The sequence below is a fragment of the Phaeodactylibacter xiamenensis genome (assembly GCF_000759025.1).
Lineage (GTDB): Bacteria > Bacteroidota > Bacteroidia > Chitinophagales > Saprospiraceae > Phaeodactylibacter > Phaeodactylibacter xiamenensis.
The window spans coordinates 171,862-196,476 of the sequence record NZ_JPOS01000079.1; the positions used below are offsets into that span (position 1 = coordinate 171,862).

Here is a 24,615-nt window from a genome sequence, read left to right on the forward strand (position 1 = left end):
TCCATCTCATGAAAATGGCTACACAACTTACCGGGCTTTTTATTGGCCTCTTTTTTGCCGGATTGCTGCCACTCTCGGCGCAGGATACAGCCGATCGCCAGGATCCTGGCACATGGCAGGTAACTCCCGCTGCTTACCCACAGGATATGCTTCTGACGGGCGTCCTGGAAATAGAGGGCATAGAGTCAACGGATACCAACGATATTGTTGCGGTATTCTGGGAGCAAAGCAATAGGATACGCGGTGTCGCCCAGCCCGTTTATGTACCCGGAATTGACCGCTATCTGCTTTCCATGTTTATTTACTCCGGAGAAAGCCCGCATCCCCCAGCGGATTCTTTGACATTTCAGGTATATGATGCCAGTTTGGATAAGGTCTTACCAGCAAAAACCAAGGTGGCCTTTGAAGCAGACGGTCTGATTGGCAGCTTCGGCAATCCTTTCCATATTGCTTCCATTAATCTGCAGCTTGCGATAAGCGCCGGCCCTGTCCTTTGCCTGGCGGATACGCTGGGATGGGCAAAAGTTAATATTTCGGGAGGAGACCCGCCTTATTCCCTTGACTGGAGCACAGGTGCTACCGTTGACAGCATCTACCATCTGGAAGCAGGCACTTATTCCCTTACCGTCACAGAAGGCAATGGTTTTAGCCGTGAAGCGCAGGCGGTAGTGGAAAATCTGGAACAGGAAATACCAGCTCCGGTAATTTCGGCGGCTCCTGCTGATACTTTATGTGAAGGGCAATCGGTTTTCCTATTCGCCAGTGCCGATGGCGCACCCGCCGCGGATATTTACTGGTACAATGTAACGGGCAATATCGTGGAAGTCGGCAGTTTTATAGGCGTTACTGAACTGACATCTACTACCGTTTTTTCGGCGGAGACCAATCTTCGCAACTGCCTTTCTGAACAAACAGAGCAAGCTCTCTTTGCTCATCCCGCTCCCAATGCTTCGTTTATCTTAAATGACAACGACCTTGCCATTCAGGATACCTTGGTCCTGTTACCGGAGGAAGTGGTGCAGGAATATGATTACAAATGGATAATGGGGGACGGAGTTATTGGAGATGACGCTCCTTATCGGCATGTCTATCAGCAAGCGGGATTGTATGAGGTCCTGCTGGAAGTCACCACCGATGCCGGTTGTACGGCTACCTCCTCGGCATTGGTAGAAGTGGATGAGCTCAGCTTTGATCTTTTGGTCGACATCACAGCTCCCCTTTGCCAAACAGATACCACGGGCTTCATCACGGTACAGGCCGTAAATGGCATCCCGCCCTATCTCTACAGTTGGAATACCGGAGCGGACAGCCGCCGGATTGAGCACCTGTCGCCAGGCGAATATATTGTCACGGTGACTGATCAGACTGGCACCGCCTTTTCCGATACCATCTCGCTGCAGCCTGAACAATGGGTCGTTGCGCCCGCGGTTTTGGGTGGCGGCACTTACTGTGAGGGGGCCACCGTTTCATTAACTACTCAGGAAAGCCTGATGGGTGGGCTGACCTGGTGGTACGCTGACTCTACTGGCCAGGTGCCTTTTTATGTAGGGAATACGATGACGCTGAATGGCGTTGCAGATACCGTTACTTTTTGGGCTGAAGCACGCTTGAACAATTGTGCTTCTGAGGCCAGAACACCCGCGCAGGTTTTCGTTGATGCGCCCGATGCCGGATTCATGGCTTCCGCATTAGTCAATGCTCCTGAGGATTCCATCTTTTTTACTGCGGGTGTGGTGGATACTACATATAGTTACGAATGGGACTTTGGAGATGGGGCAATTGCTCAGGGGCCTTCTGTGGCTCATGCCTTCGGTGCTGCCGGGGTATTCGAAGTGGAACTCAGTGTGGTCACCGCTCAGGGTTGTACCGCAAGCGAAGTGCAATTGATAAATATTGCAGAAAGTAGTTTTCGCATTGTGCCGGTGGTAAGCGACGCAGATTGTCCTGACAGCCCTACCGGCAGTGCCAGTTTGATATTGGAGGGTGGCCAGCCTCCTTACCGGTATCAATGGAGTAATGGCGCTTCCGGGCCGGAGGCGACAGGCCTGCTGCCCGGGGTGTATACGGTATCTGTTACGGAAAGTTTACCTTTTGAAACCCATCCCTTGCTGCCATCTTTCACTTCGGGGGATGCTATTCTCACGGATATAGACAATGATGGTGTTATGAATGTTATGGCCGGAGGGGACAGCCTGTGGCAGTCTCATCCGGAAAATTTCCACATGGAAGCTGTTGCTGTGCCTTTGAGTAACATCACTCATCTAAGCGCTATTCCGGCTCATGAGTCGGATACCCTTCTTTTTGCAGCCGATAGCAGCGGGCTTCGCTTATCTGCTTTGCGCTATGCTGCTGATACCTTTGCCGTGGAAGTTCTTGATGCTGCCGGCAGTGAAGTGGAAGCACTCCTGGCTGCTGATATGGATGGAGACGAGGATACCGATGTGGTAGCATTCTGGGGCGGTCAAGTCCGATGGTTCCGGCAGGGCGCTGGGAATTGGCAAAGCCAGGTGATTGGTGCGCCGGGCGGCAATACAGGACAGCTTGCGCTGGCAGACAACGGAGCGGACGGCCTGGCTGACTTGGTGGTTGGTGGTACGTGGGGACTGACCGCCTACCTTCAAACAGCTCCGGGGGATTTTTCTGCCAATTTGCTGACGGATGCATCGGTACAAGGGCTTTGGGCGTCAGACGGTTCTGTTTTGGTTCTTCAATCGGATGGTCAGGTCGCCCGCTACAGCCTGGATACCGGAACATCTGAAATACTATTCACTGCACCCACTGCCGCAAAGGGGGTGTGGGGCCTGGATATGGCGGGAAATGGCCAGGAGGATATACTGCTGGATTTAGGTACGAATGGGACGCTTTGGTACGAATCGTTGCCGAGCGGCTATCTGCAACGCGGACCGGTCGGTCCTGACGCTTCAGGGAAGATTCATTCGGTAGGAGATATTAATGGCGACCAACTCCCTGATTTGCTGACCGGTGCGCTGCAATGGGAAGAGAACCGAAGTGGCCAGGGCAGCACGGCGTCCACGGAGTTCATCGTGGGTGCAACAGCTGATAATTTACCCCTACCAGTCATTGCGGGCGGCGGCGGGTATTGCGCCGGCTCCAATGTGGTTCTTTCTGCGGTAGCACCAGGCAGCGAGGCGCGTTTGAACTGGTACAGAGACTCAGCTGATCTCACCCCGTTCCATACAGGCAATACCCTGGTGTTGTATGGCGTGACAGAACCGCAATCATTGTGGGTTGAGGCGGGATATGGTGCATGCACATCTCCGGGGCGAACGAACACGCAGATTACAGTAGAAACACCATTGACTACCTTTCACCTTTCAGCAACGGGTGCCTTCCCTGGAGAGGTTTTAACGGCTGCTCCTGATACCATGCAGACCGGTTATTCCTATCACTGGGATTGGGGCGGCCTGGGGACAGCCAGTCAGGTAGAAAGTAGCTTCCAGTTTGATCAACCTGGAGTTTATGAAGTGGCCCTCACAGTTATAAGCCCCCTGGGGTGTGAAGCTTCGGCAAGCCGGACCGTTGTCATTTGGGGCAGTACCGTAAGCCTGGAAGCCGACGTTGTGCCTGCTGCGTGCAATTCCAATACGGGTATTGTACATCTGCAGGTTGAAGGAGGCATGCCTCCATATACGTTAGCCTGGAGCAATGGGCTAACCGGGCTTTTGGCCGATAGTCTCCTAGCTGGTCAATATACCGTCACGGCTACGGATGCGGTGGGCGCTACGGCACAACTCATTTTGGAGGTGCCTGAAGCTCCTTCGGCCTTGCCAGTTCCGATGGTCTCGGGAGGGGGCACACACTGTCAGGATGAGCAGGTTACCTTATCCGCTTTTACTGAAGCAACGGCGGCCAATATTTGGTGGTATAGTGGCCCGGATGACCTGACCCCGGTTTATGTGGGCGATCAGCTTACCCTTTTGGGCCTGAATTTGGATATGGAGTTATGGGCTGAAGCCCGTCTCGATGGGTGTGTGAGCGAACGGGTGCCGGTAACAGTTGAAGTAGCCGAAGTGAACCCGGTGATCACGGTTTCGGATTACTCCGCCCAGCCCGGAGAGGCGTTGACTTTTGAGGCCCCTGCAGGACTGGATTATGAATGGGCGTTCGGTGATGGGGAGCATGCCTTTGGGCCTGGCCCACACCTCCATGCCTATGAGCTGCCAGGAAGTTACCAAGTCTGGTTACGGGCAACGAATCCCGCAGGCTGTGTATCAGAAGTAACGGTCACAGTACAGGTATGGGCAGGAAACCTGGCTTTAGACCTTCAAGCTCAGCCTGCTACCTGTCAGGGGGCTGATGATGGCCAGGCACAGGTGCAGGTAGTGGGGGGCACACCTCCTTACAGCATTCAATGGTCAGAGGGTAGCACAGGGCCCTTTCTGAATGATGTAAGTGCAGGCGTTTATACCGTAACGGTAACGGATGCTGATGGTTACGACAGGGCTGCCCAAGTCAGCATCCATGCAGGCTCTTCACCAGTAGCCCCCGATGTGATTATTAATGCCGGTAGCTTTATCTGTGCGGGCGAAGATGCCTGGGCTGTCGCTTATCAAACAGAAGGCGACGAAGAAGTAGACTACTTTTGGTACCCCACTGCTGTTGGTGATGAACCGGTATACGTGGGGGAGACCCTGTTTTTGTTGGATGTAGAAGAAAGCCAGACTTACTATGTGGAGGCGCGTACAGCATCAGGTTGTTCCTCTTCCCGAACGCCGGTGCCTATACAGGTCATCCGGCCCAATGCAACTTTTACCACTGATTTTGAAGTGGTTTATGTTAATCAGCCGATTACATTCACAGCATTAAATCTTCAACTGGGGCAGACTTTTGTTTACGATTGGGGCGATAACACACCGGATGGCACCTTGTCAAACATGCAGCACACCTATTCCGAACCGGGCATTTATGAGGTTTCACTTACTGCGCTAGCTGTACAATCGGGGTGCACTGACGTACAGACCAAACGCATACAGGTGCTTGGTAGCTCAAATGCCGGAAGCGCACAAAGCGTATTGCAGGCGTTGCCTCTCTCGGAACCGGCTACCTGCCCAAACAGTGCTTCTGGTACACTATCGGCAGCCGCCATCGGCGGACTTCCTCCGTACACTTACGCCTGGAGTAACGGCAGTGCAGAAGCTTACCAGGTTGGAGTGTTGCCTGATTCGTACACTTTAACTGTTACAGATAGTCAGGGCGCCGAGGCTTTTGGGAGTACTGTAGTGGGGGCAGATGATGCGCTGGAGCCGCCCCAGTTAACCGTACTGGGCGCTCAGCCTGTTTGTCCGAGCACCCCGGTAGTTATTTCAGCTAATGGAATACGGCCCGGAGCTACGGTATTCTGGTATGATAGCCCAATAGGCGGGGACCTGTTGGGACAGGGGCCTGTATTGGAGGCTATGGCGGGAGGCCTACCCGGCACCATTTATGCTGAAACCAGCCTGGGCGGGTGCACTTCTCTCCGTACACCCATAGATGTAACATTTGAAATGCCAACTGCAGCTTTTTCGGTTATTCCGGCTGCGCCTTCGGTTGGGCAGGTGGTCAATATTCAGGCTTCCGAGCCCTCTGCCGCTTCCTTCTCCTGGGAATTGGGCGATGGTACTTCTGCTCAGGGTTCGGCGGTCCAGCATACTTACAATGAACCTGGCACGTACCAGGTGATCCTGACTGTCATTAGTGCCGGAGGTTGTGAAGTGGAGTCGCAAGCGTTTGTCGTGGTAAGCGGAGCCCATTCCGGAGGATTGTCGCTGGATTTGGAAATGGACCGCCCGATTTGCGCGGAAGACGCTACAGGTGGGCTTTCCGCTGTAGTCTCTGGCGGTACGCCTCCTTTTAACTATACCTGGAATACGGGAGCAGCAAACGGTACTTTAACCGGGCTGCTGCCTGGTTATTATGCTGTTACGGTTTCAGATAGCGAAGGCAGGACTGGTGAGGCAGCAGCGGAGCTAGCGCCTGTGGTACCTGCATTGTCAGCGCCTGTAATCGGACAAACTACAGCCACTGTCTGTGAAAGTGAAAGCGCGTGGATCTCCGCTACGGGAGGCCCCGCAGGAGCACAATATCAATGGTTGCAGGGAGGAAATGTCGTTTATACAGGCAGTTATTTATTACTTCCAGCAGTATCAGTGCCGCAATCTTATGAAGTACGCACAGTATATGAAGGCTGTGTGTCAGAAGAAAGCACAACCGCTGCGGTAGGCATTGATGCTGCGAATGCTGCTTTTTCACTTTCTTCGGTTGTTCTTACAGCAGGTGATGTACTTGTGGTGGAAGCCGAGGGACCGGTCAGTGATGAGTATACCTGGGCTTTTGGGGATGGAGAGACCGCTAGCGGGCCTTCCAACGGGCATATCTATACGTCGCCGGGTTTATATCAGGTGGAACTAACGGCTCAGACTCCGGGCGGTTGTAACGCTATGCAATCGCAATGGGTGGAAGTGTTGAGCAATCAGGGGGTCAGCCTTCAGGTCGCCATAGCCGCCGAAGCTCCGTCTTGTCCGGATGTGCCAGATGGTTCACTGACAGCCCTGGCAACAGGGGGCGAACCTCCTTATAACTTTAGCTGGAGCCATGGCGCATCTGATTCCTTGACGGAAGAGCTGTTGCCAGGTTTTTATGGAGTAACTGTAACTGATGCGGAAGGGCAGGAGGTCACAGCTGATTATCAGCTGGAAAGCGCTGTGGGGGATTTGCCACCACCCATTGTGAACGCTCCCGCGCAGGCTTGTATGGGCAGTCCTGTTACACTGGTGGGAGTGCCTTCCTCGCCCGGAGCTACCGTGCTGTGGTATCCTACACCTACGGGAGGTTCCCCTGTTTATGCAGGCGCTGCCTATACCTTGCCTGCTACTGCTTCAGGATGGTACGCTGGCTCCGCTGTTGGCGGTTGTGTTTCAGAGGAGCGGACTGAAGCTGTCCTGGACCCGTTGGCTGTTTCTGCTACCTTTACCACAGATCCGATAAATGTGCTGCCTGGTTCGGCTATATCTTTCATTCCGGATACTTTAGGTTCGGAATGGAACTATGACTGGACGTTTGGTGATGGGGGCAGCTCCTTTGATCAGGCACCGGTACATATCTATTCTTCCTCCGGTACGTTCCTGGCCACACTAACAGTAACAAGCCCTGAGGGATGCTCGGCGACCTTTTCCCGAAGCTTGGCAGTGGGGAATGGCCAGGCACTTGCGGTAACTTTTGAGTCCGTTTCTCCCTTCTGCGCAGAAGATGAAGACGGAGAAGTACAGGCGTTGGTAACAGGAGGCCTTGCTCCTCACACTTACAATTGGGCACATGGCCCAACCTCCGGCATAATTAGCGGTTTGTCCTCCGGTACCTACAACCTTACTGTTACAGACGCTGCAGGGAATACAGCAAACGGTGAAATCGTGCTGGAAAGCACTGTGCCGGCATTGCCTGCTCCGGTTGCCCTGACCGGGCAGGATACGTTATGTGCCGGAGAACTTGCTTTGATGTACGCTTACGACCCGGATGGGGTGGCGAGCAATTTCCTGTGGTATAGTAGTGCTAGCGGTAATGGTTTGTTAGGCTCGGGCGCAGCTTACAGTCAACACGGGCTGAATGGCACCAGCCAGACCTTTTATGTAGAATCAGTGAGCAATGGCTGTCAAAGTCAGGAGCGCTCGGCGGTGACGTTGTACCAACAGGACCTATCCGCTGGCTTTCAGGTAAGCAGCCCGGTTGCTGCGACAGGGGAATCGGTAGAGTTTCAGCCAGACTGGGTGGGGACAGGCTATACCTATCAGTGGTCATTTGGTGATGGTCAGGTAGCAGAGCAAGTGGCACCCGTTCATGCATACCAGGTACCTGGTATGTATTCGGTTGGATTGACGGTCAGCTCTCCGCAGGGGTGTACGGCTTCTGCGGTGCAGCCCAATGCAGTAAGCGTAGCCCCTGCCGGGCAGTTGAGCTTAGCCGTAGCTCTGCAACGGCCCGAGTGTGAAAGTGACAGCACCGGAGCCATCACTATAACAGAAGTCGTCAGCGGCACCCCTCCCTTCACCGTCAATTGGTCTAACGGGAGTACCGGAATGACTGCCGAGGGGCTGGCAGCAGGGGCATACGGGCTTACCCTGACTGATGCTGATGGGCTATCGCTGCAACGGCAACTGCAACTAAATCCATTGTTTAATACCCCACCTGAACCTGTCATTACGGTGCCTGGCGGTACTCCTTTATGTGCTTCGGAAAGTACGCTGTTCACGGCGACCACAGGGCAGGTTGTAGATCAGTATTGGTGGTATAATGAAGATAGCACCCTGATAGGAACGGGTAGCAACATTGCCCTCGCGCCTGATGATACAGATTCTCTGTCCATATTTGTTCAGGCCAGCCGGGGCAGCTGTTTCTCGCCTTCTGCTTTTCTCAGCCTGGAAGTGCAGTCTCCGGAAGCTGATTTTAGTATTGAAGGTAATCTTACAGCTCAGGAAGCAGTAGTCTTTTTACCTGTGGCTAATGACCATGCCAGCTACAATTGGGATTTCGGGGATGGGCAGTTAACGGATTTAACCTCGCCAACGCATACCTTCCTGCTCCCAGGCGTTTATACCGTAGTTTTGGAAGTGTCAACTACTGAGGGTTGTACAGCCCAGCATTCTCAAGTCCTGACGATAGCTGCCCCACCTCAATTGACACTGGCTTTGTCTGTTGAACCAACACTTTGTGCATCTGGCACCACAGGAGCAATTCATGCTACGGCGCAGGGCGGTGTGCCACCCTTCACCTACGCCTGGAGCAATGGAGCAACGACTGCTTTTATTGAAGGGTTGCCTACAGGAGATTACAGCCTTACTGTTACGGATGCTAACGGGCTGTCTGATAGCATTTCCGGTACCGTTACAAGTCTGGATACTCCTCCTCCGGCTCCTGAGATCCTGGCGAATGGTGGGGGCGTAATCTGCCGGGGTGAGCCTGCTTACTTCTCGGGTACGGTGCCCGGTTACCCTCAGGCTGCTGTAGAATGGTACGGCAGCCTCTCAGACGACACCCCCTTTGCTACCGGTCCGGTGTGGGTAAGCCCGGGCTTTGAAACAGATGAGGTGATTTACACCCGAAGCAGGATAGCAGGCTGTACATCTGCATTAGTGCAGTATCCTATCGAAGTGCAGGCACCGGAAGCTGTCTTCACGGTGAACCCCGGCCTGGATTTAGAGGAGGGTGACCTGGTACAGTTTTTGCCAACAGAGGTTTGTGGCAATTGCAGTTACTTCTGGGAGTTTGGTGATAATGGATGGAGCACAGACCCGGCTCCTTACTACTTTTACAACCTGCCCGGTACCTTCGATGTGTCGCTGGAAGTGACGGATTCAGCCGGCTGTGTGGGGTATCAAATGGAAGAAAGCCTGGTTTCCGTTTCTGTTTGGGATGGGGTTGGAGGGGGACTGGACGAGCGTGGCACGCCACTCGTAGGTAGCAGAGATATTGATGGGCGGGTATTCCCCAATCCTTTCCGGAGTTTTATTAATGCGACATTAAAGGTAGAGCAGCCTGGCCTGTATCAGCTTGAATTGCTGGATGCCTACGGAAAGCAGTTGCTGAGGCGGGAGCTGATTCTCAGCGAGCAAGTGGAAAATATCCGGTTTAATCTAAATGGAGTATCACTACCGGCGGGATTGTACTACTTGCGGCTTCAAGGGCAATACGGAGGCGCCGTGGTTAAATTGATCAGACAATAAAAATATGAAAGCAATGGTAACCAATAGATTAGTGGGTTTACTCCTGCTGTTCGCCCTTGGCTGCGCAGCCTGTAATCCGGAAGGCGATAACCCAGGTGGTAATGCTGAAATCGAACTGCAAATTGGAGGGACAGATGTTTATGAGGATACGCTGAAGTTTGGTCACGGTGCCACACTTCAAATCCCTTTTCGCATCCTGGGCAGTGAGGGCAGTACAGAATTGTCAATGTCAAGGCTCGAAGGCGGTTTGGTAATGTACGATGGGCAGGTACTGAATAACACAACCGTTGTGTTAGATTGGAGTGAGGGAGATGTTATTTTCCGCCCTTTGGAAGCCGGCGTGCACTCGTTTTTTTTAGAAGCCCGGGCGGCTTCCGGTTCTTCAAGTACTGCGGTAATCGAGATTATAGCTATGGAAAATCAACGGCCGCAGGTCAGAGTGACTGCTGCGTGGGTTGCGGAGGCATCGCCGTACCACGTCCGCATCGATGCAGGAGAAAGCCTGGATACAGATGCGGATTGGGGTGGAAGTGTGATCGCTTACGAGTTTGACCTGATCGGGTTTTATAAAACAGTTACCTCAAGAAGTTTGCTGGATTATATTTACCCCAAACCAGGTCGTTACCAAATCAGTGTGCGGGTGCAGGATAATGATGAAGCATGGTCTGATCCTGTTGTGATTGATGTGGAGGTGGAGTAGAGCACACTGCCCTGCAGATGCTTCACTAGTTTGGAGGAAGTCCAGGTAGGCTATGTTGACGCTTACTTTGAATTTTGGGCCCATCCACAGATTACCGCTGCATGTGATGTCATTCTAGCCAACTGCTACCCTTACTGGGGAAGCTGTCATATTGATTACAGCCTTATGCATGCCAAGCAGATGTATTATCAGGCCTTGCACGCCGGGCAGGGCAAGAAAGTGATAATTACCGAAACCGGTTGGCCCAGTCAGGGCACGGCACTCAATGATGCAGCGCCTGCTCACCACAATGCGCTGCGCTACTTCCTCAATATTCAGCAGTGGGCCCGGCAGGACAATATCGAGGTCTTCTACTTCTCTCCTTCGACGAGCCCTGGAAAGGCTCACCGGACCCCAATGAGCCGGAGAAACATTGGGGCTTGTTCCGGGTGGATCGGTCGCCTAAGCTCGTGGTGCAAGGTCTGCTGACTGGCCGATGAAAAAGGGGCTGGTCTGGCCCTTTGAAATCGAACACACGGCAAAAGCACAGGTTGGAAAAGTTAATGACCAGAATAAAACTATCGAAAACCTTTTTGCTGATTGCCTTCCTGGTAGCTTGTACACTGGGGGTCGGGGTGTTTTATATTTTACCTTCCTGGGTGGAGCACAAAATTCAGCAGGCTGCCGGGAACAGTCAGGTTGCCCTTTCCTATGACAAAATGGAAGTCAGCATCATTCGGCGGCAGGTGTCCTGTTTTGGTATGGAGGTGAAGGGCGATTTGCAGACCGCATCGGGGCGATGGGCCTTTCAGTATCAGGTCAAAGCCCTGCATGTCCGCCAAATCCGATGGCTGAAATTGATTCATTCCACTTTTCATGTTTCGGAGGTGAAATGGGAGGCTCCACAGATAAACTTGGAAAGGGACACTTCCGGCAAGGTCAGGGCAGATACGACTTCCGGGCAATCTGGCAAACAATTCCGCTTTGAAATCGGCCGGCTTTACGCACAAAACGGGCAGTTTATTTACACCAATTCCCAGGACACCACCGCCCGCGCAACCATAGATACCTTTTCGCTAGCAATTGGTGGGATCGCTTATCAGTCAGGGGAGGGACTTTCGTCAAAGGTGGCTGACTACCTCTCCTTCAACCTCCGGAGCTGTAAAATGCCGGACCGGGCGTTTTTGCACCAAATTTCCCTGTAGCAGCTCTCAGGGGATAGCCGGGACAGCACCCTCAAGCTCAAAGCCCTATCTGTTCAATCTTTGCATGGCGCCAATGATTTTGCCCGGCAAATGGACTACCGGAAGGGGCGCTACGCGCTGCAATTGCCGGCGCTACAGGTGGAAGGGCTGGGCTATAAAGCACTACTGCGAGACAGCCTCCACGCCCACTCCCTTACGCTGGAATCTCCTCAGCTGCGCGTGGTGATGGACAAGCGGGTGCCCCATGATTCTACCCGTCAGAAGTCTTTGCCGCATAACCGGCTGTCAGACTTGGGCAGGAGCGTGAGGATTAATAAAATCCTGCTACGCAGAGCGGATATTCAATATGCAGAGCTTTACGCCGGCCAGGAGGAACTTGGAACAGTAGATTTTAAAGATTTGAACGCTGATATCCATACAGTTGGGAACGATGCAGATCTAAGTCCTATAACCCTTGAACTAGAATGCTCCTTTTACGGAGAAGCGCCTCTTTATTTATCAGCACAGTTCCCCATCAATGACCCCGGCGCGCCCTTTCGGTACAATGCCCGGCTGGAACAGTTCCCGTTGCCCAGAGCGAATGCCATTCTGGCGGAGGCAGCAGGCTTTCGTTTTAAAAGCGGTATGGTCGATGAGCTTACCCTGAACGCTGTGGCTAATGCACAGCAGGTAGAAGGAGAAATGCGGTTTTTTTATAAAGACTTGGATATCCAGTACCTGGACAGCGACTCCAAACTGGTGAAAAAAATACTAAATGGGGTGGTGGAAGGGTTAGCATTCCCTCAGGAAAACCTGGCGGGCGGCAAGCACCGTTTGGGAAAAATCCATGCTGACCGTGACGACAGCCGCTCTGTTTTTCATTATCTATGGCGGTCTGCTTTGTCGGGCATCAAATCTACCATACTGCTCAACCTGGTTTTGCCCGAGGCGTTAAAACATACTAAGGTTGAGCCGGAGGAGGACGGCTTGAGGCACTAGTGTTTGCGCGCTATATTCCACCTCAGTTTTTTGTCTTATCTTCAGCGGGCAACCAATACGATGCCTAAATGCTACGATTCAGAACCATAGTGCTTGCTGCCCTGATCAGCTTCCTGGCTGCTGCCAGTGTTTTTGCACAAACCAAGCCTGTATTCAAGGATGGCGAAGCTCAGATTGTACCCGCCTTCGAAAATGCAGACGAATGGATACGCCACGACCTCTGGGTGGAAACCACCTTCGACACCGATGGCGATGATAAGCCGGACCGCATGCATGTCGCTGTGACCCGCCCAAAGCAAACGGAAACGGAAGGGCTGAAACTGCCCGTCGTTTATGTATCCAGTCCTTATTTTGCCGGTGTAGCGCCAGATGTGGAGGGCTTGTTCTGGAATGTACGGCATGAGCTGGGGGAGATAGGCCCGGAGCGGGCACACCCTGAGGTGGAAATGCGTGTGGACCGCCCCATTATCTCCAACTCCCATATCCGTACCTGGGTGCCGAGGGGGTATATTGTGGTGCACTCTTCCTCTCCGGGCACAGGCTTGTCACAGGGGGCGCCCACAGTTGGGGGCGACAATGAGTCTTTAGCGCCCAAAGCAGTCATCGACTGGCTCAATGGACGGGTAAAAGGTTACACTACGCCCGATGGCGATGAAGAAGTGGAAGCCTACTGGTCGACCGGCAAAGTAGGCATGACCGGGACTTCCTACAATGGGACCCTCCCTCTGGCCGCTGCCACCACCGGCGTGGATGGGTTAGAGGCCATCATTCCCATTGCGCCCAATACCTCTTACTACCATTACTACCGCAGCAACGGGCTGGTGCGTTCTCCGGGGGGCTACCTGGGCGAAGATATAGACGTGCTCTATGATTTCATCCACAGCGGCAATCCGGAGAAGCGGGCCTATAATAACGCCACCGTGCGCGATCAGGAAATGAAAGCAGGCATGGACCGTCAAACCGGGGATTACAATGACTTTTGGGCGGGCCGCGACTACCTCAATGATATGGAGCCGATGAAAGCGGCCCTATTGATGTCGCATGGCTTCAACGACTGGAATGTCATGCCGGAGCATAGCTATCGCATTTATAAAGCAGCCAAAGAGAAAGGGCTGCCTGCGCAGATTTACTACCATCAGGCCGGGCACGGCGGCCCACCACCCATGCGGATCATGAACCGTTGGTTTACCCGCTACCTGCATGGCGTTGACAATGGGGTAGAGGACGACCCCGTAGCCTGGATTGTCAGAGAGGAGGATGAAAACAGCAACCCCACGCCCTACGAGGATTATCCGAATCCGGCAGCGGAAGCGGTTACTTTTTACCTGAAGGGTGGCGCACCGGGGCAGGGGGCACTGCAACTACAGCCCGCCAAAAAGCCCGGGCAGGAAACGCTGACCGATAACTTCTCCTTTGATGGCAGAGCCCTTGCACAAGCCGAGTACACTAACCACCGGCTGATGTACGTCACGCCGGAGCTGAAAGAAGACCTGCACCTTTCCGGAGTCCCCCGCGTGACCATCCGCCTGTCGAGCAGCAAGCCCGCAGCGAACTTGTCCGTATGGCTGGTCTCCCTGCCCTGGGAGGAAGGCCGCCGCACCAAAATCACCGACAACATCATCACCCGCGGCTGGGCAGACCCGCAGAACCACGCCTCCATTCGCGAAAGCGAGCCCCTGAACCCCGGGCGGTACTATACCGTTTCCTTTGATCTTCAACCGGATGATCAGGTTATTCCCGCTGGTCAACAGATTGGGTTGATGATTTTCTCCTCCGACCGGGATTTTACGCTTTGGCCAGACCCGGGTACCGAGCTGACCGTAGACCTGGAAAAGACGAAGCTGGTGCTACCGGTTGTGGGCGGCGAAGCGCAGGTTAGAAAGGGAATGGGGGAGGAGTAACTTTGGCAGCTTCCTGAAAAGCGTTGACCATTTATTTTGCAATGTCCGAAAAGGGTTGTTGAAACCACGCATTATTTGTTATTGATCGTGAAAAAAGCTGGGCACTTAATGATCGTGAAAAACGTTTTATTTTTGGATTAAAAAATACCACAGATGACCATTACCATTCAGACAGCCGACAAAGAAGCTTTAGCGAAGGTGCTGAATTTACTTAAGACTTTAGGTATTAATAGTGTGAATGTTCAGCTTGAGCCCTCAACAGCATCGGAGAGTTACATTAAGGGAGATAAAAGCATTGACCCTACCTCTTTATTTGGTATATGGAGTAAACACCCCAAGACTTTAGAGCAGGTTCGTGCCACTGCATGGGACAGAAAATTTGAGCAGTAATGATGGTTTTGTGTGATACTAATATTTTTATACATGCTTTCAATGGTAACTCTGTTACTATTGAAGAACTAAACAAGATCGGGCTTTCAAATATCATACTCTCTGCGGTCACAGTTATGGAGCTATACCAGGGTATGGGTAACAAAGCCGAGCTGGATCAGATGAAAAAGCGAATTAATTTCTATGATAAACTTCAAATAGATAAAGCGACTTCTATCATGGCATCAGGGTTTATCGAAGATTATAGGCTTAGCCATGGTCTGCTTATACCGGATGCCATAATTGGTGCAACTGCAATAAGGCGGCTGTAGCTCACCCACAGCCGCCTGATACATTCCTACAACTCCGAAGCCTCCTCTTCCTGAATTTGCTCAATCAGATAGCGAAGGCTGTTCATTTCCTTTTCTTCCAGGTCTACGCGGAACTGCACGCCCTCGCGGGTGGCCCCGGCACGCACGTCTTCAATGCGCCTGAGGTCATCATCCCATTTGGACAGGGCTACAGGTGTTCCGATGGCTGTGAAGATTTGCTCCATCATCACCTCGCCCATAGCATCGGCGACCGTGCCTGTCAGGCCGGTGTCGCCACTTTCCACCTGCTTCAGTAAATCAGGATTGCTGGCAAGATACAACAGCCCATCCTGAATTAAAATCTGCCCTTCGATGTCGATGCTTTGCGATTGCCCGGTGGAGTCAGCTGGTGCGCCTTTCCTGAACTTCAGGAAGCGGAACCGACGGTCGGATAACTGGTCAAGGCTGCCTTCCGCCGCCGCAGCATTCAGGTTATTGAGGAAACGGGCTTCGTCTTTGAGTTTGGCAGCAAAAATGATGTTAAGCTCATCGTAGGCGGCAAGCATGATGTCCCCATCAAGCTCGTCAATCAGGCCTTCCACATCAAAACCGAATGCAGCCAGGCTTTCTTCTGCCATGCCTTTGGTGTACTTCTCGATCAGCAGTTGGTTCAGACCGGTGATGTCGAAAGCAGCGGTGAGCATAAACATGGGCGTACCAGCGGGCGCTAAGGTGGCGAAATCGGTTTTTACTTCGTCCTTAAAGAGCATGCTGAGGTCATTTTTAATTTGCCCCTGCAGGTCGAGGGCCACTTCACTGTTCACATAGCCTTTCTCGAAAGTCAGGGTATGTGCTATGTGCTGCCCCTGCAGGTCTTCCTCGCTGTAGTTGAGCAGGGCGCCTCCGGATTTGATTCTTTCAGAGCGCAGGATGAAGTCGCTGGACAGCCAGTTCAGCAGGTCATAATCGCCATTCAGGTGCTTGCGCAGGCTGGTATTCTGAGCTATTGATGCTTTAGAGGAGTTGTCCAGGAGTGCCTTCAGGCGGCCCTGAACATCTTCCTTGTTTTGGGACACAGCCAGAAGGGCGACCTTTCCGTTCCAGGCCATGGCCCCATCGTCGGGCGTAGTGGCATAGTTGAAGGGCTGACTGGCGGGCAATGCCTTGATTTCGGTGCTTCGGATCATACGCCCAAAAGCAGCGGTGTCGCTCAGGGAGGCGGAGAACACCATCAGGGGCTCATCCGTATCACTAAGCAGGGTGGACAGGTAGACGTTCTGGCTCAGGTCTACGCCTGATTGCTCGGGGTTGGCTACGATGGCGGCCAGGGTAGGGTTGTCTTCGGCAATGTCGGACACCATCTTTTGGAAGCCTGGCGTTTGCACCAGCGTAGGATAATCCGCCTTGTCCATCAGTTGTTGCAGATTGAAGGTGCTGACGGAGGCGGCGTGGGCGGGAATGTAGGCCAGGCTATCGGTCGGGACGGGGTCTTTCTGGCAGCTACTCAGGCTGATGACAAGAGCGGCTAACAGGCCAAGGGTGATAAGTCGGAGCAATTTCATAACGTGATTTCGTTGATTAATGCTCCAAAACTAATCCTTCAGGCCCTTGAAAGCCAGATGCATAGATTAAGCTGGGTGAAATTTCGATAAAAGCGGGCCCTTACATCATTCCCGGCACCACTTCCTGATCGTGCCCGCTTTCCCGGTCGGCCTGCCGTTTGATGTAGTAATAGGTTTCCATCTGAGACCGGATCGCCAAATCTGACCCATCCTTGCGGTAATGGTTGGAAGAGGCGGCGTCGATCACCCGGGCCTTCACATTATCGCTCATCTGAATAGTCATGAAGTCCTTAATCTGATTGCGGATGTGGGGCGCGTAAATTGGAAAAGCAGTCTCCACCCGGTAGCTGAGGTTGCGCGACATCCAGTCAGCGGAGGACAGGTAAATCAGCTCTTCACCACCATGGTAAAAGATAAAGACCCGCGCGTGCTCCAGAAACCGGTCCACAATACTGATGACCCGTATGTTCTCGCTGACGCCTTCTATACCCGGCACCAGGGAGCAAATGCCCCGGATGATCAGCTCGATTTTTACGCCCGCCTGACTGGCCTGATAAAGCTTTTCTATCATGGGCTCGTCCTGCAGGCTGTTGAGCTTGAGAATGATCTCTGCCCGGTTGCCAGCTTTGGCCTGCTCGATTTCATAGTCAATCAGCTGCTCCAGTCCGGTACGGAGGTTGAACTGCCCTACCATCAAGTGCTCGAAACCCTGCTGCGGCACCTTTACCGTTTCCAAAAAGGAAAAGACCCGTGCCGCCTCATTGACGAGGCGTTCGTCAGAGGTGAAGACCCCAAAGTCGCTGTAGACCTTCGCGGTATCTTCATGGAAGTTGCCTGTAGATAAATACGCATACATCCGGGCCCGGCGGTTTTCCACCCGGCGTACCAACGCCACTTTGGAATGTACTTTAACGCCAGGAAAACTGTAATGTACATTCACGCCCGCCTGTTCCAGCTTTTCGCCCCAGCGCAGGTTGGCTTCCTCATCAAACCTCGCCTTTACTTCTATGAAAACAGAGACCTGCTTGCCGGCTTCCACCGCTTCCATCAGCGCTTTCATGATGCGCGACTTACGGGCCACCCGGTACTGAATAATCTTGATGTGCGTCACCTTGGGGTCATGGGCGGCCGTCTCAAAAAAGCGCACCACGGACTCATAGGAATGGTAGGGAACATGTATCAAATGGTCGCGTTCCCGCAAAGCCTGGTAAAAATCGTCTGCATCTTCCAGCGGGTGGTAGGGCAGGGGCGGCATAGGCGGGTTGCTCAGGTGGTCAATGTCAAAGGTCGGAAATTTGAAAAAGTCGAAGTTATTGTGATAGCGGCCTTCCTGAAGGATATCGTATTTCTCCAGGTCGAAAGCCTCTTTTAGGAAATCGAGCAGCTCATCGGGCATTTCCCGGTCGTACACGAAGCGGGAAGCCGGACCTACCTGCCGCCGGGAAAGGCTGGCTTTGATTTTCTCCACCAGATCGCCGGAAAACTCATCGTCAATGTACAGCTCCGCGTCCCGGGTCAGCTTGATGGAAAAGGTGTCGAGGATCTCGTAGCCCGGGAACATCCAGCTCACGGAGTGGCGCACGATATCGTCCAGCATAATCACATCCTTGTGCCCGCCATCTGACGGCAGAGGGATGAAACGCGGGAGATGGTCGGAAGGGATTTTGACGATGGCGTACTTGTGGGGCGCATTAGGGTTGTTGCGCTCGGCCAGCAGAACGGTCAGGTACAGGGCGGCGTTGTTGAGGAAAGGGCGGATTTTATTCTTGACCAGAAGCACCGGCTGCACGAAAGGCAACATATGATCCTTGAAGTAGGTCTCCACATACTCTTTCTGGGCATCGTTAAGATCGAGGCGGCGGATCATGTAAATACCGTGGTTGCGCAGTTCCGGAATGATTTCTTCCTCAAAAATCCGGCTGAATTCCTCCTGTTGCTTGTTGACGATTCGTTGGATGTCTTTTACGATCTGCTTGGAGTTGATATGCAGTTCTTTCTTCGTCTTCTTGCCGACACGCAGTAGGTTGCGGTGGTTAGCCATGCGCACCCGGAAGAACTCATCGAGGTTGGAGGAATAAATGGCCAGGAACTTGATGCGCTCAAACAACGGCACTGTGGGGTCTTTGGCTTCCTGAAGCACCCTGTAATTGAAGGAAAGCCAGCTGATATCGCGCTCCAGCAAAGGGAAACCCTTACTGCTTTGGTGAATCAGTTCAGTGGTGTCGTAATTCGATATCGCGTTTTCGTTTCTCAGCATTTCCTGGTGTTCAACAAGTTTGGACATTGAAAGAAGTCTTATAGTTTGACCTGGCGAGTGCCAAATAGGTTCACTGGCTAAAATAAGGACATTTGCTCACCTTTCGGATCGCCGGGCTCAGATAATTCCGGGCCACGGGTTTGAATGGCAGGAATCCCCTCTGCTGCAGTCTCATAAAAGTGGGCAGCCATTTCGGGTGCGAGGAGGTTGTCGGGCTCGTGGGGGAAAAAGTAGATTTCCTTCACACCCTGTTGTGCCCATTGCTTTAGCCTTCCCACCCAATCAGCTGCCCGCGCGTAATCGGTGGGGTGCAGCCCGTTGCCTACAAAGCGGACCATAGCCGTGGCATTCGTGACGCCCATGTGGAGGACATCCCGCCGGCCGGCCACATCTGTGATGACTACGCTGCGCTGCAGGCGGTGCAGCGTGTTGAGCAATTGTTCCAGACTGCGTACATCTTCAAACCAGCTTTCGTGCCGCACTTCCACCGCCAGTTGGATTTCAGCCGGGAAGGCTTGCAGGAACTGCTCAAGTTGGGGCAGGCGGTCGGCGCCAAAGTAGGGGGGGGGTTGCAAAAAACAGCAGCCCAGCTTTTCCTTCAGCCCGGCGATGGCGGTACAAAAGGTCGGGATCAGATCAGTGCCCAGGCCCAGCGATTTGCTGTGGCTAATCGTTTGCGGCACCTTCGGGCAGAACCGGAAGTCAGCCGTGGATTCCCGGTACCACTTGTCGATGGTCTGAGCGTCGGGAATTCGGTAGTGGGTGGTATTGAGCTCTATGGTGTTGAACTGCAGGCTGTAGGCTTTGAGGTAGTCTTTGGCTTTGGTACCCTTAGGATAAACGCTGCCCACCCATTCCTTCATGCTCCAGCCGGTGCAGCCAATGTAAAGCTGTGGGGCTGCTCCGTTGGCAGGCAAAGCGGACAAACGCTGCGCATTGCCCGGCGCATCTGCCGGCAAGCTGAAGTCCACATCACTGATATCCGGAAGTTTGCCAAATTTCATACCTGGAAGAAGAAGTTGGTGATGCTGCCGAAGGTAAGAAAAAAGTCTATTTTTGCCGCCCGAAGTGAATTGCTGTTCTCGTAAAACGAAAGATCATGAAGCAAACGAAAGGCGTTTTTGTAACCGGGATTGGGACCGAAGTGGGCAAAACAGTAGTCTCCGCCCTCCTGGTCCGCGCTTTGAAAGCCGACTATTGGAAACCTGTGCAATCCGGTGACCTTCACAATACGGATACCATGAAGGTCACGGCCTGGGCCGGAGCTGCCGCCGGGCAAATTCACCCGGAGCGCTATCGCCTCAACCTGCCAATGTCGCCTCACGCCAGTGCTGCCGACGATGGCGTACAGATCAGGCTGGAGCATTTCGAATTGCCACAGACCGATAACTTTCTGGTGGCGGAAGGAGCCGGCGGGCTGCATGTTCCGCTGAATGACCATGATTGTATAATCGACCTGATTCAGCAACTCGGGCTGCCAGTCGTCCTGGTTTCCCGCCACTACCTGGGCAGCATCAACCATACGCTGCTGAGTGTGGAAGCCCTGCGCCACCGCAATATCCCGATTGCCGGGCTGGTCTTTAACGGTGACCCTCATCCCTCCACCGAGAGCATTATCGAAAAAATGACCGGCATACAGCCGCTCTTCCGCATGGGAGAAATGGAAGCCCTCACAGAAACCTGCTTTGAGCGGCAGGTGCAGCGGGTGGGCGCGGCCTGCAAAAGCCTGCTCGGGTAATTTTGTCATAAAATGGTCAGGTCATCCGGGTCCTGGAAGCCCTGCCGGTTTTTTACTTACTTTACCCATGACAAACCACAAAATACGATGAACCTAACGGAACGCGATGCCCGGCATATCTGGCATCCTTATACACAAATGAAAACGGCTGCCCCACCTCTGCCGGTTGTGAAAGCGGAAGGGGCGTTGTTGTACGATGAGCAGGGGCGGTCCTACATTGACTGTGTGGCTTCCTGGTGGGTGAATTTGCACGGTCATGCCCATCCCTATATCGCAGAAAAAGTGCATCAGCAGTTGTTGCAACTTGAGCACGTCATCTTCGCCGGCTTTACCCACCCGCCGGCCGTGGAGCTGGCGGAGCGCCTGATTGGCCATCTTCCCGACCGCCAAAACCGGATTTTTTACTCTGACAATGGCTCCTCTGCCGTAGAGATTGGCATCAAAATGGCCATTCAGTACTTTTTCAATCAGGGCCGGCCGCGCACGCAGCTCGTTGCCTTTGATATGGGCTTTCACGGGGAGACCTTCGGGGCGATGGCAGCCAGTGGCGACCACTCTTTCTTTACGGCATTTCAGGACTTCCTCTTTGAGGTCAAGCGCATTCCCAACCCGGTGCAGGGGCAGGAGGCGGCTGCGCTGGAAGCCCTGGAGGCGCACCTGAAAACGGGTGAAGTTTACGCCTTTATTTTTGAGCCCCTGGTGATGGGCGCCGGAGGGATGATCATGTACGAGCCCGAAATACTCAGTCAGCTCATGGCGCTGTGCAAAAAGTACGGTGCCCTCTGTATTGCCGATGAGGTGATGACGGGCTTTGGGCGGACCGGGCGCATGTTTGCCTGTGATTACCTGACGGAGCAGCCGGATATCATGTGCCTGTCGAAGGGGCTGACTGGTGGCACGTTGCCCCTCGCGGTGACGTCCTGCACGGAAGAGGTTTTTGAAGCCTTTTGGTCGGATGATAAGTACAAGACCTTTTTTCATGGCCATTCCTACACGGCCAACCCGGTGGGCTGCGCCGCTGCACTGGCTAGCCTTGATCTTCTGGAGTCGGAGGGCTCCGCCCGGGACCGTCAACGGGTGGAAGCGCAGCACCGGGCATTCCGGGCGCGCATAGAGCAGCACCCGGCCGTGCGGTCGTCCCGGCAGCGAGGCACCATACTGGCGGTAGAGTTTGAAAGCGAGGAAGCCACGGGCTATTTCAATAACCTGAGGGATCAGTTGTACCACTATTTTCTGGACCGGGGCGTACTGCTGCGGCCATTGGGCAACCTGATTTACATGATCCCGCCCTATTGCATCACCAATGAGCAGCTCGAACAGGCCTACAGCGCGATGGAAGCCGCCTTCTCGGCCTTTCTGCTGCAGGAGCAGGACTGACCTGTCGCTTTGGATTTCGGAAGGATGACGAAAATTACCCGGACCGTACTCCGATAAATCAAAAATAGGCCCTACTTTAGGGGGCATAGTTTGAACTTATGATCGTAAGGATTATCATTATTCTCCTGTGCCTGGTGTTTTTCATCAACGGGTGCAACAGCCTGATCTCCCAGTTTTTTGGCACGCACAAGCTGCGGTCTTTTGACATGGCAGAGGTGGCCGAAAAGGGCATTGGGGATGCCGACTACGTAGAAATCACGAATGCCCGGTTCGAGCCTGATTTTGTGTATCAGGAAGCGGAACAACCAGGCAGCCCGCCAATTATCCTTTATCCGGTTTTTGCGGAAAGCAGTCCGGTCCAAACCCCGGCTTTGCTGGCCTGGACCGCCGACTTCTTTGACCCCTGTGTGGAAGCGGACACCTGCATCGCCGCCGGCACAAGAACCCTGAGAGGGGTGGTACGCCCTTTGCCCGACGCCAACCTGACCGGGCTGGACCGGCTCAAAGAGAAAGGCTACAGCTGGGAATCCCCGGTCATCGTCATCAATGAAAATGAAGCACCGGTAGCCTGGTACTGGAATGCCCTCATGATGCTGGGGGCAGGCCTGGTTGCTATCGGTATGGAAGCATTCTATAATCGCAAGAAAGCATAACATGGAAGAACGTAAAGAATGGACGTTAGCCGAAATCCTGGAAGTACACCGAAAACCGCTCCTGGAGCTGGTGTACGAGGCCGCTACCGTCCACCGTAAACACCACAACCCGAACGAAGTACAAATCAGCAGCCTCCTTTCTATCAAGACAGGAGGTTGTCAGGAAGATTGTGGCTACTGCCCGCAGGCCGCCCGTTATCACACAGATATTGAAGAAAATGACCTCATGTCCGTAGAGCAGGTGACCACGGCTGCTAACCGGGCGAAAGTACTGGGCGCCTCCCGCGTATGCATGGGCGCTGCCTGGCGGAACGTGAAGGACGACGAGGATTTCGATCAGGTCATCAGGCTGGTGCAGACCGTCAACAGCATGGACATGGAAGTCTGTGCCACGCTGGGCATGGTCACGGAGACGCAGGCCAAAAAACTGGCGGAGGCCGGGCTTTACGCTTACAACCACAACCTCGATACTTCGGAGGATTACTACAAGGAGGTGATTTCCACCCGGGGGTACGAAGACCGCCTGGAAACCCTCAGTAATGTCCGCAAAGCTAAGCTGACCGTTTGCTCCGGTGGTATCATCGGCATGGGCGAGTCCGTGGAAGACCGCTGCAAGATGCTGCTGACCCTTTCTCAGCTCGACCCGCAGCCGGAGTCTGTGCCCATCAATGCCCTCGTGGCGGTGGAGGGTACCCCAATGGAAGATCAGGAGCCGGTGCCGATCTGGGATATGGTGCGCATGGTAGCGACCGCCCGTATTGTGATGCCGAAGTCAACGGTACGCCTTTCTGCGGGCCGCTTGTCAATGACCAAAGAAGGGCAGGCGCTGTGCTTTATGGCAGGAGCCGGGTCTATCTTTGCAGGGGACAAACTGCTCACCACCCCCAACCCCGCTACGAACGAGGACCTGGAAATGTTTGAAATCCTGGGGCTACAGCCCACCGCGCCATTCGCTAAAGGCGACCGCCCGCAGCCTGAACCGCTGACGGAGGAAGAGCGCGCCAAAAAGGAAAACCCCAAATGGAGTCGCCCGGGGCACCGTATCCCGGCTCATGTGGAATACACCAAGAAGGGAAAACTCAAGAAAAAAGCCATTCAAAAATAAGTTATGACAAAACGCAAGCAAATTGTTGCCGGCAACTGGAAAATGAATATGGATTATGAACAGGGCCGCGACCTCACCAAGGCGGTCATCGATGGGCTGCAACCCTCCGATGCGCTGGTGATTCTCGGTACGCCGTTCATCCATCTTCGCAATGTGGCCAGCATAATCAAAGATATTTCCAACCTGAAACTGGCGGCGCAAAACTGCCATCAGGAAGAAAGCGGTGCCTACACGGGCGAAGTTTCCGCAAGCATGCTGAAGTCCTGCGGGGTGGAATACGTCATCCTGGGCCACTCGGAGCGCCGCGAGTATTTCGGCGAGAAGGATGAGCTCATTGCTAAAAAGATTGATGCAGTCCTGGGACAGGGCATGGAGCCGATTTACTGCTGTGGGGAAAAGCTGGACGTTCGCGAAAGCGGCAAGCAAAATGAGCTGGTTGCAGAGCAGGTCAAAACTGCCCTTTTCCACCTCAGCGCGGAGGACCTGCAAAAGGTGGTCATCGCCTATGAGCCGGTCTGGGCCATTGGTACGGGCAAAACGGCTTCTCCGGCACAGGCACAGGAAATGCATGCCCACATCCGCAGCCTGATCCGTGATCAGTACGGTGCGGAAATTGCGGACAGCATTACCATCCTCTACGGAGGCAGCGTGAAGCCCGGCAACGCCAAAGAACTATTCGCCAATCCCGATGTGGATGGCGGGCTGATCGGTGGTGCTTCCCTCAAAGCGGCGGACTTTAATGCTATTGTTGATAGTTTTTAAGC

General features: G+C 53.6%; 16 protein-coding genes. 13 read left to right on the forward strand and 3 right to left on the reverse strand.

Features of this window, described 5'->3' with window-relative positions; genetic code table 11:
• Positions 1–8: 8 nt before the first annotated feature.
• The 8 genes from IX84_RS20665 to IX84_RS20700 all read left to right on the forward strand — a co-directional run bounded on the left by IX84_RS20665 (position 9) and on the right by IX84_RS20700 (position 15,180).
• Positions 9–9,716 (forward strand): PKD domain-containing protein, encoded by a 9,708-nt coding sequence (locus IX84_RS20665; RefSeq protein WP_044225213.1) that lies wholly within the window; start codon positions 9–11, stop codon positions 9,714–9,716.
• Positions 9,717–9,720: 4 nt separating this feature from the next.
• Positions 9,721–10,416, forward strand: coding sequence for a hypothetical protein (locus tag IX84_RS20670; RefSeq protein ID WP_152605166.1), 696 nt, complete (start codon positions 9,721–9,723; stop codon positions 10,414–10,416).
• A gap of 30 nt (positions 10,417–10,446) precedes the next feature.
• Complete coding sequence (locus IX84_RS34010) at positions 10,447–10,884, forward strand: glycoside hydrolase family 17 protein (protein WP_052516247.1); 438 nt, start codon at positions 10,447–10,449, stop codon at positions 10,882–10,884.
• A gap of 74 nt (positions 10,885–10,958) precedes the next feature.
• On the forward strand, positions 10,959–11,600 hold the full coding sequence (locus IX84_RS20680) for an AsmA family protein (protein WP_044225217.1): 642 nt from the start codon (positions 10,959–10,961) through the stop codon (positions 11,598–11,600).
• 90 nt (positions 11,601–11,690) lie between these two features.
• Complete coding sequence (locus IX84_RS20685) at positions 11,691–12,578, forward strand: AsmA family protein (RefSeq protein ID WP_152605167.1); 888 nt, start codon at positions 11,691–11,693, stop codon at positions 12,576–12,578.
• Between the two features lie 68 nt (positions 12,579–12,646).
• Positions 12,647–14,479, forward strand: coding sequence for a Xaa-Pro dipeptidyl-peptidase (locus IX84_RS20690; protein WP_044225221.1), 1,833 nt, complete (start codon positions 12,647–12,649; stop codon positions 14,477–14,479).
• A 153-nt stretch (positions 14,480–14,632) separates the two neighbouring features.
• Positions 14,633–14,869 carry a hypothetical protein gene (locus tag IX84_RS20695; protein WP_044225223.1) on the forward strand — a complete coding sequence of 79 codons (237 nt, stop codon included), beginning with the start codon at positions 14,633–14,635 and terminating at the stop codon, positions 14,867–14,869.
• Positions 14,869–15,180: a type II toxin-antitoxin system VapC family toxin gene (locus IX84_RS20700; protein WP_081968870.1), complete on the forward strand. Its 312-nt coding sequence runs from the start codon at positions 14,869–14,871 to the stop codon at positions 15,178–15,180. Before IX84_RS20695 ends, IX84_RS20700 begins: the two co-directional genes overlap by 1 nt.
• 26 nt (positions 15,181–15,206) lie before the next feature.
• Here IX84_RS20700 and IX84_RS20705 read toward each other — a convergent pair whose 3' ends face one another.
• From IX84_RS20705 to IX84_RS20715, 3 genes are all read right to left on the reverse strand, one after another.
• Positions 15,207–16,721, reverse strand: coding sequence for a DUF4836 family protein (locus IX84_RS20705; protein WP_044225226.1), 1,515 nt, complete (start codon positions 16,719–16,721; stop codon positions 15,207–15,209).
• Between the two features lie 100 nt (positions 16,722–16,821).
• Entirely contained in the window at positions 16,822–19,005 is a 2,184-nt protein-coding gene (ppk1, locus tag IX84_RS20710) for a polyphosphate kinase 1 (RefSeq protein ID WP_238578314.1), read from the reverse strand.
• 50 nt (positions 19,006–19,055) lie between these two features.
• The gene (locus tag IX84_RS20715; protein ID WP_044225229.1) at positions 19,056–19,982 is read right to left on the reverse strand and encodes a DUF72 domain-containing protein; all 927 of its coding nucleotides are present in this window, start codon (positions 19,980–19,982) and stop codon (positions 19,056–19,058) included.
• 95 nt (positions 19,983–20,077) lie between these two features.
• Here IX84_RS20715 and bioD point away from each other — a divergent pair, with 95 nt between their 5' ends.
• The 5 genes from bioD (at position 20,078) to tpiA (ending at position 24,613) form a co-directional block, all read left to right on the forward strand.
• On the forward strand, positions 20,078–20,716 hold the full coding sequence (gene bioD, locus IX84_RS20720; RefSeq protein WP_044225234.1) for a dethiobiotin synthase: 639 nt from the start codon (positions 20,078–20,080) through the stop codon (positions 20,714–20,716).
• Between the two features lie 87 nt (positions 20,717–20,803).
• A complete protein-coding gene (gene bioA, locus IX84_RS20725) occupies positions 20,804–22,093 on the forward strand; it encodes an adenosylmethionine--8-amino-7-oxononanoate transaminase (RefSeq protein WP_044225448.1) in 1,290 nt (429 codons plus the stop codon).
• 98 nt (positions 22,094–22,191) lie between these two features.
• A complete protein-coding gene (locus IX84_RS20730) occupies positions 22,192–22,746 on the forward strand; it encodes a hypothetical protein (protein ID WP_044225237.1) in 555 nt (184 codons plus the stop codon).
• A gap of 1 nt (position 22,747) precedes the next feature.
• Positions 22,748–23,851, forward strand: a complete 1,104-nt coding sequence (gene bioB / locus IX84_RS20735) for a biotin synthase BioB (RefSeq protein ID WP_044225238.1) — start codon at positions 22,748–22,750, stop codon at positions 23,849–23,851.
• 3 nt (positions 23,852–23,854) lie between these two features.
• Entirely contained in the window at positions 23,855–24,613 is a 759-nt protein-coding gene (tpiA, locus tag IX84_RS20740; protein WP_044225239.1) for a triose-phosphate isomerase, read from the forward strand.
• Positions 24,614–24,615: the final 2 nt, after the last annotated feature.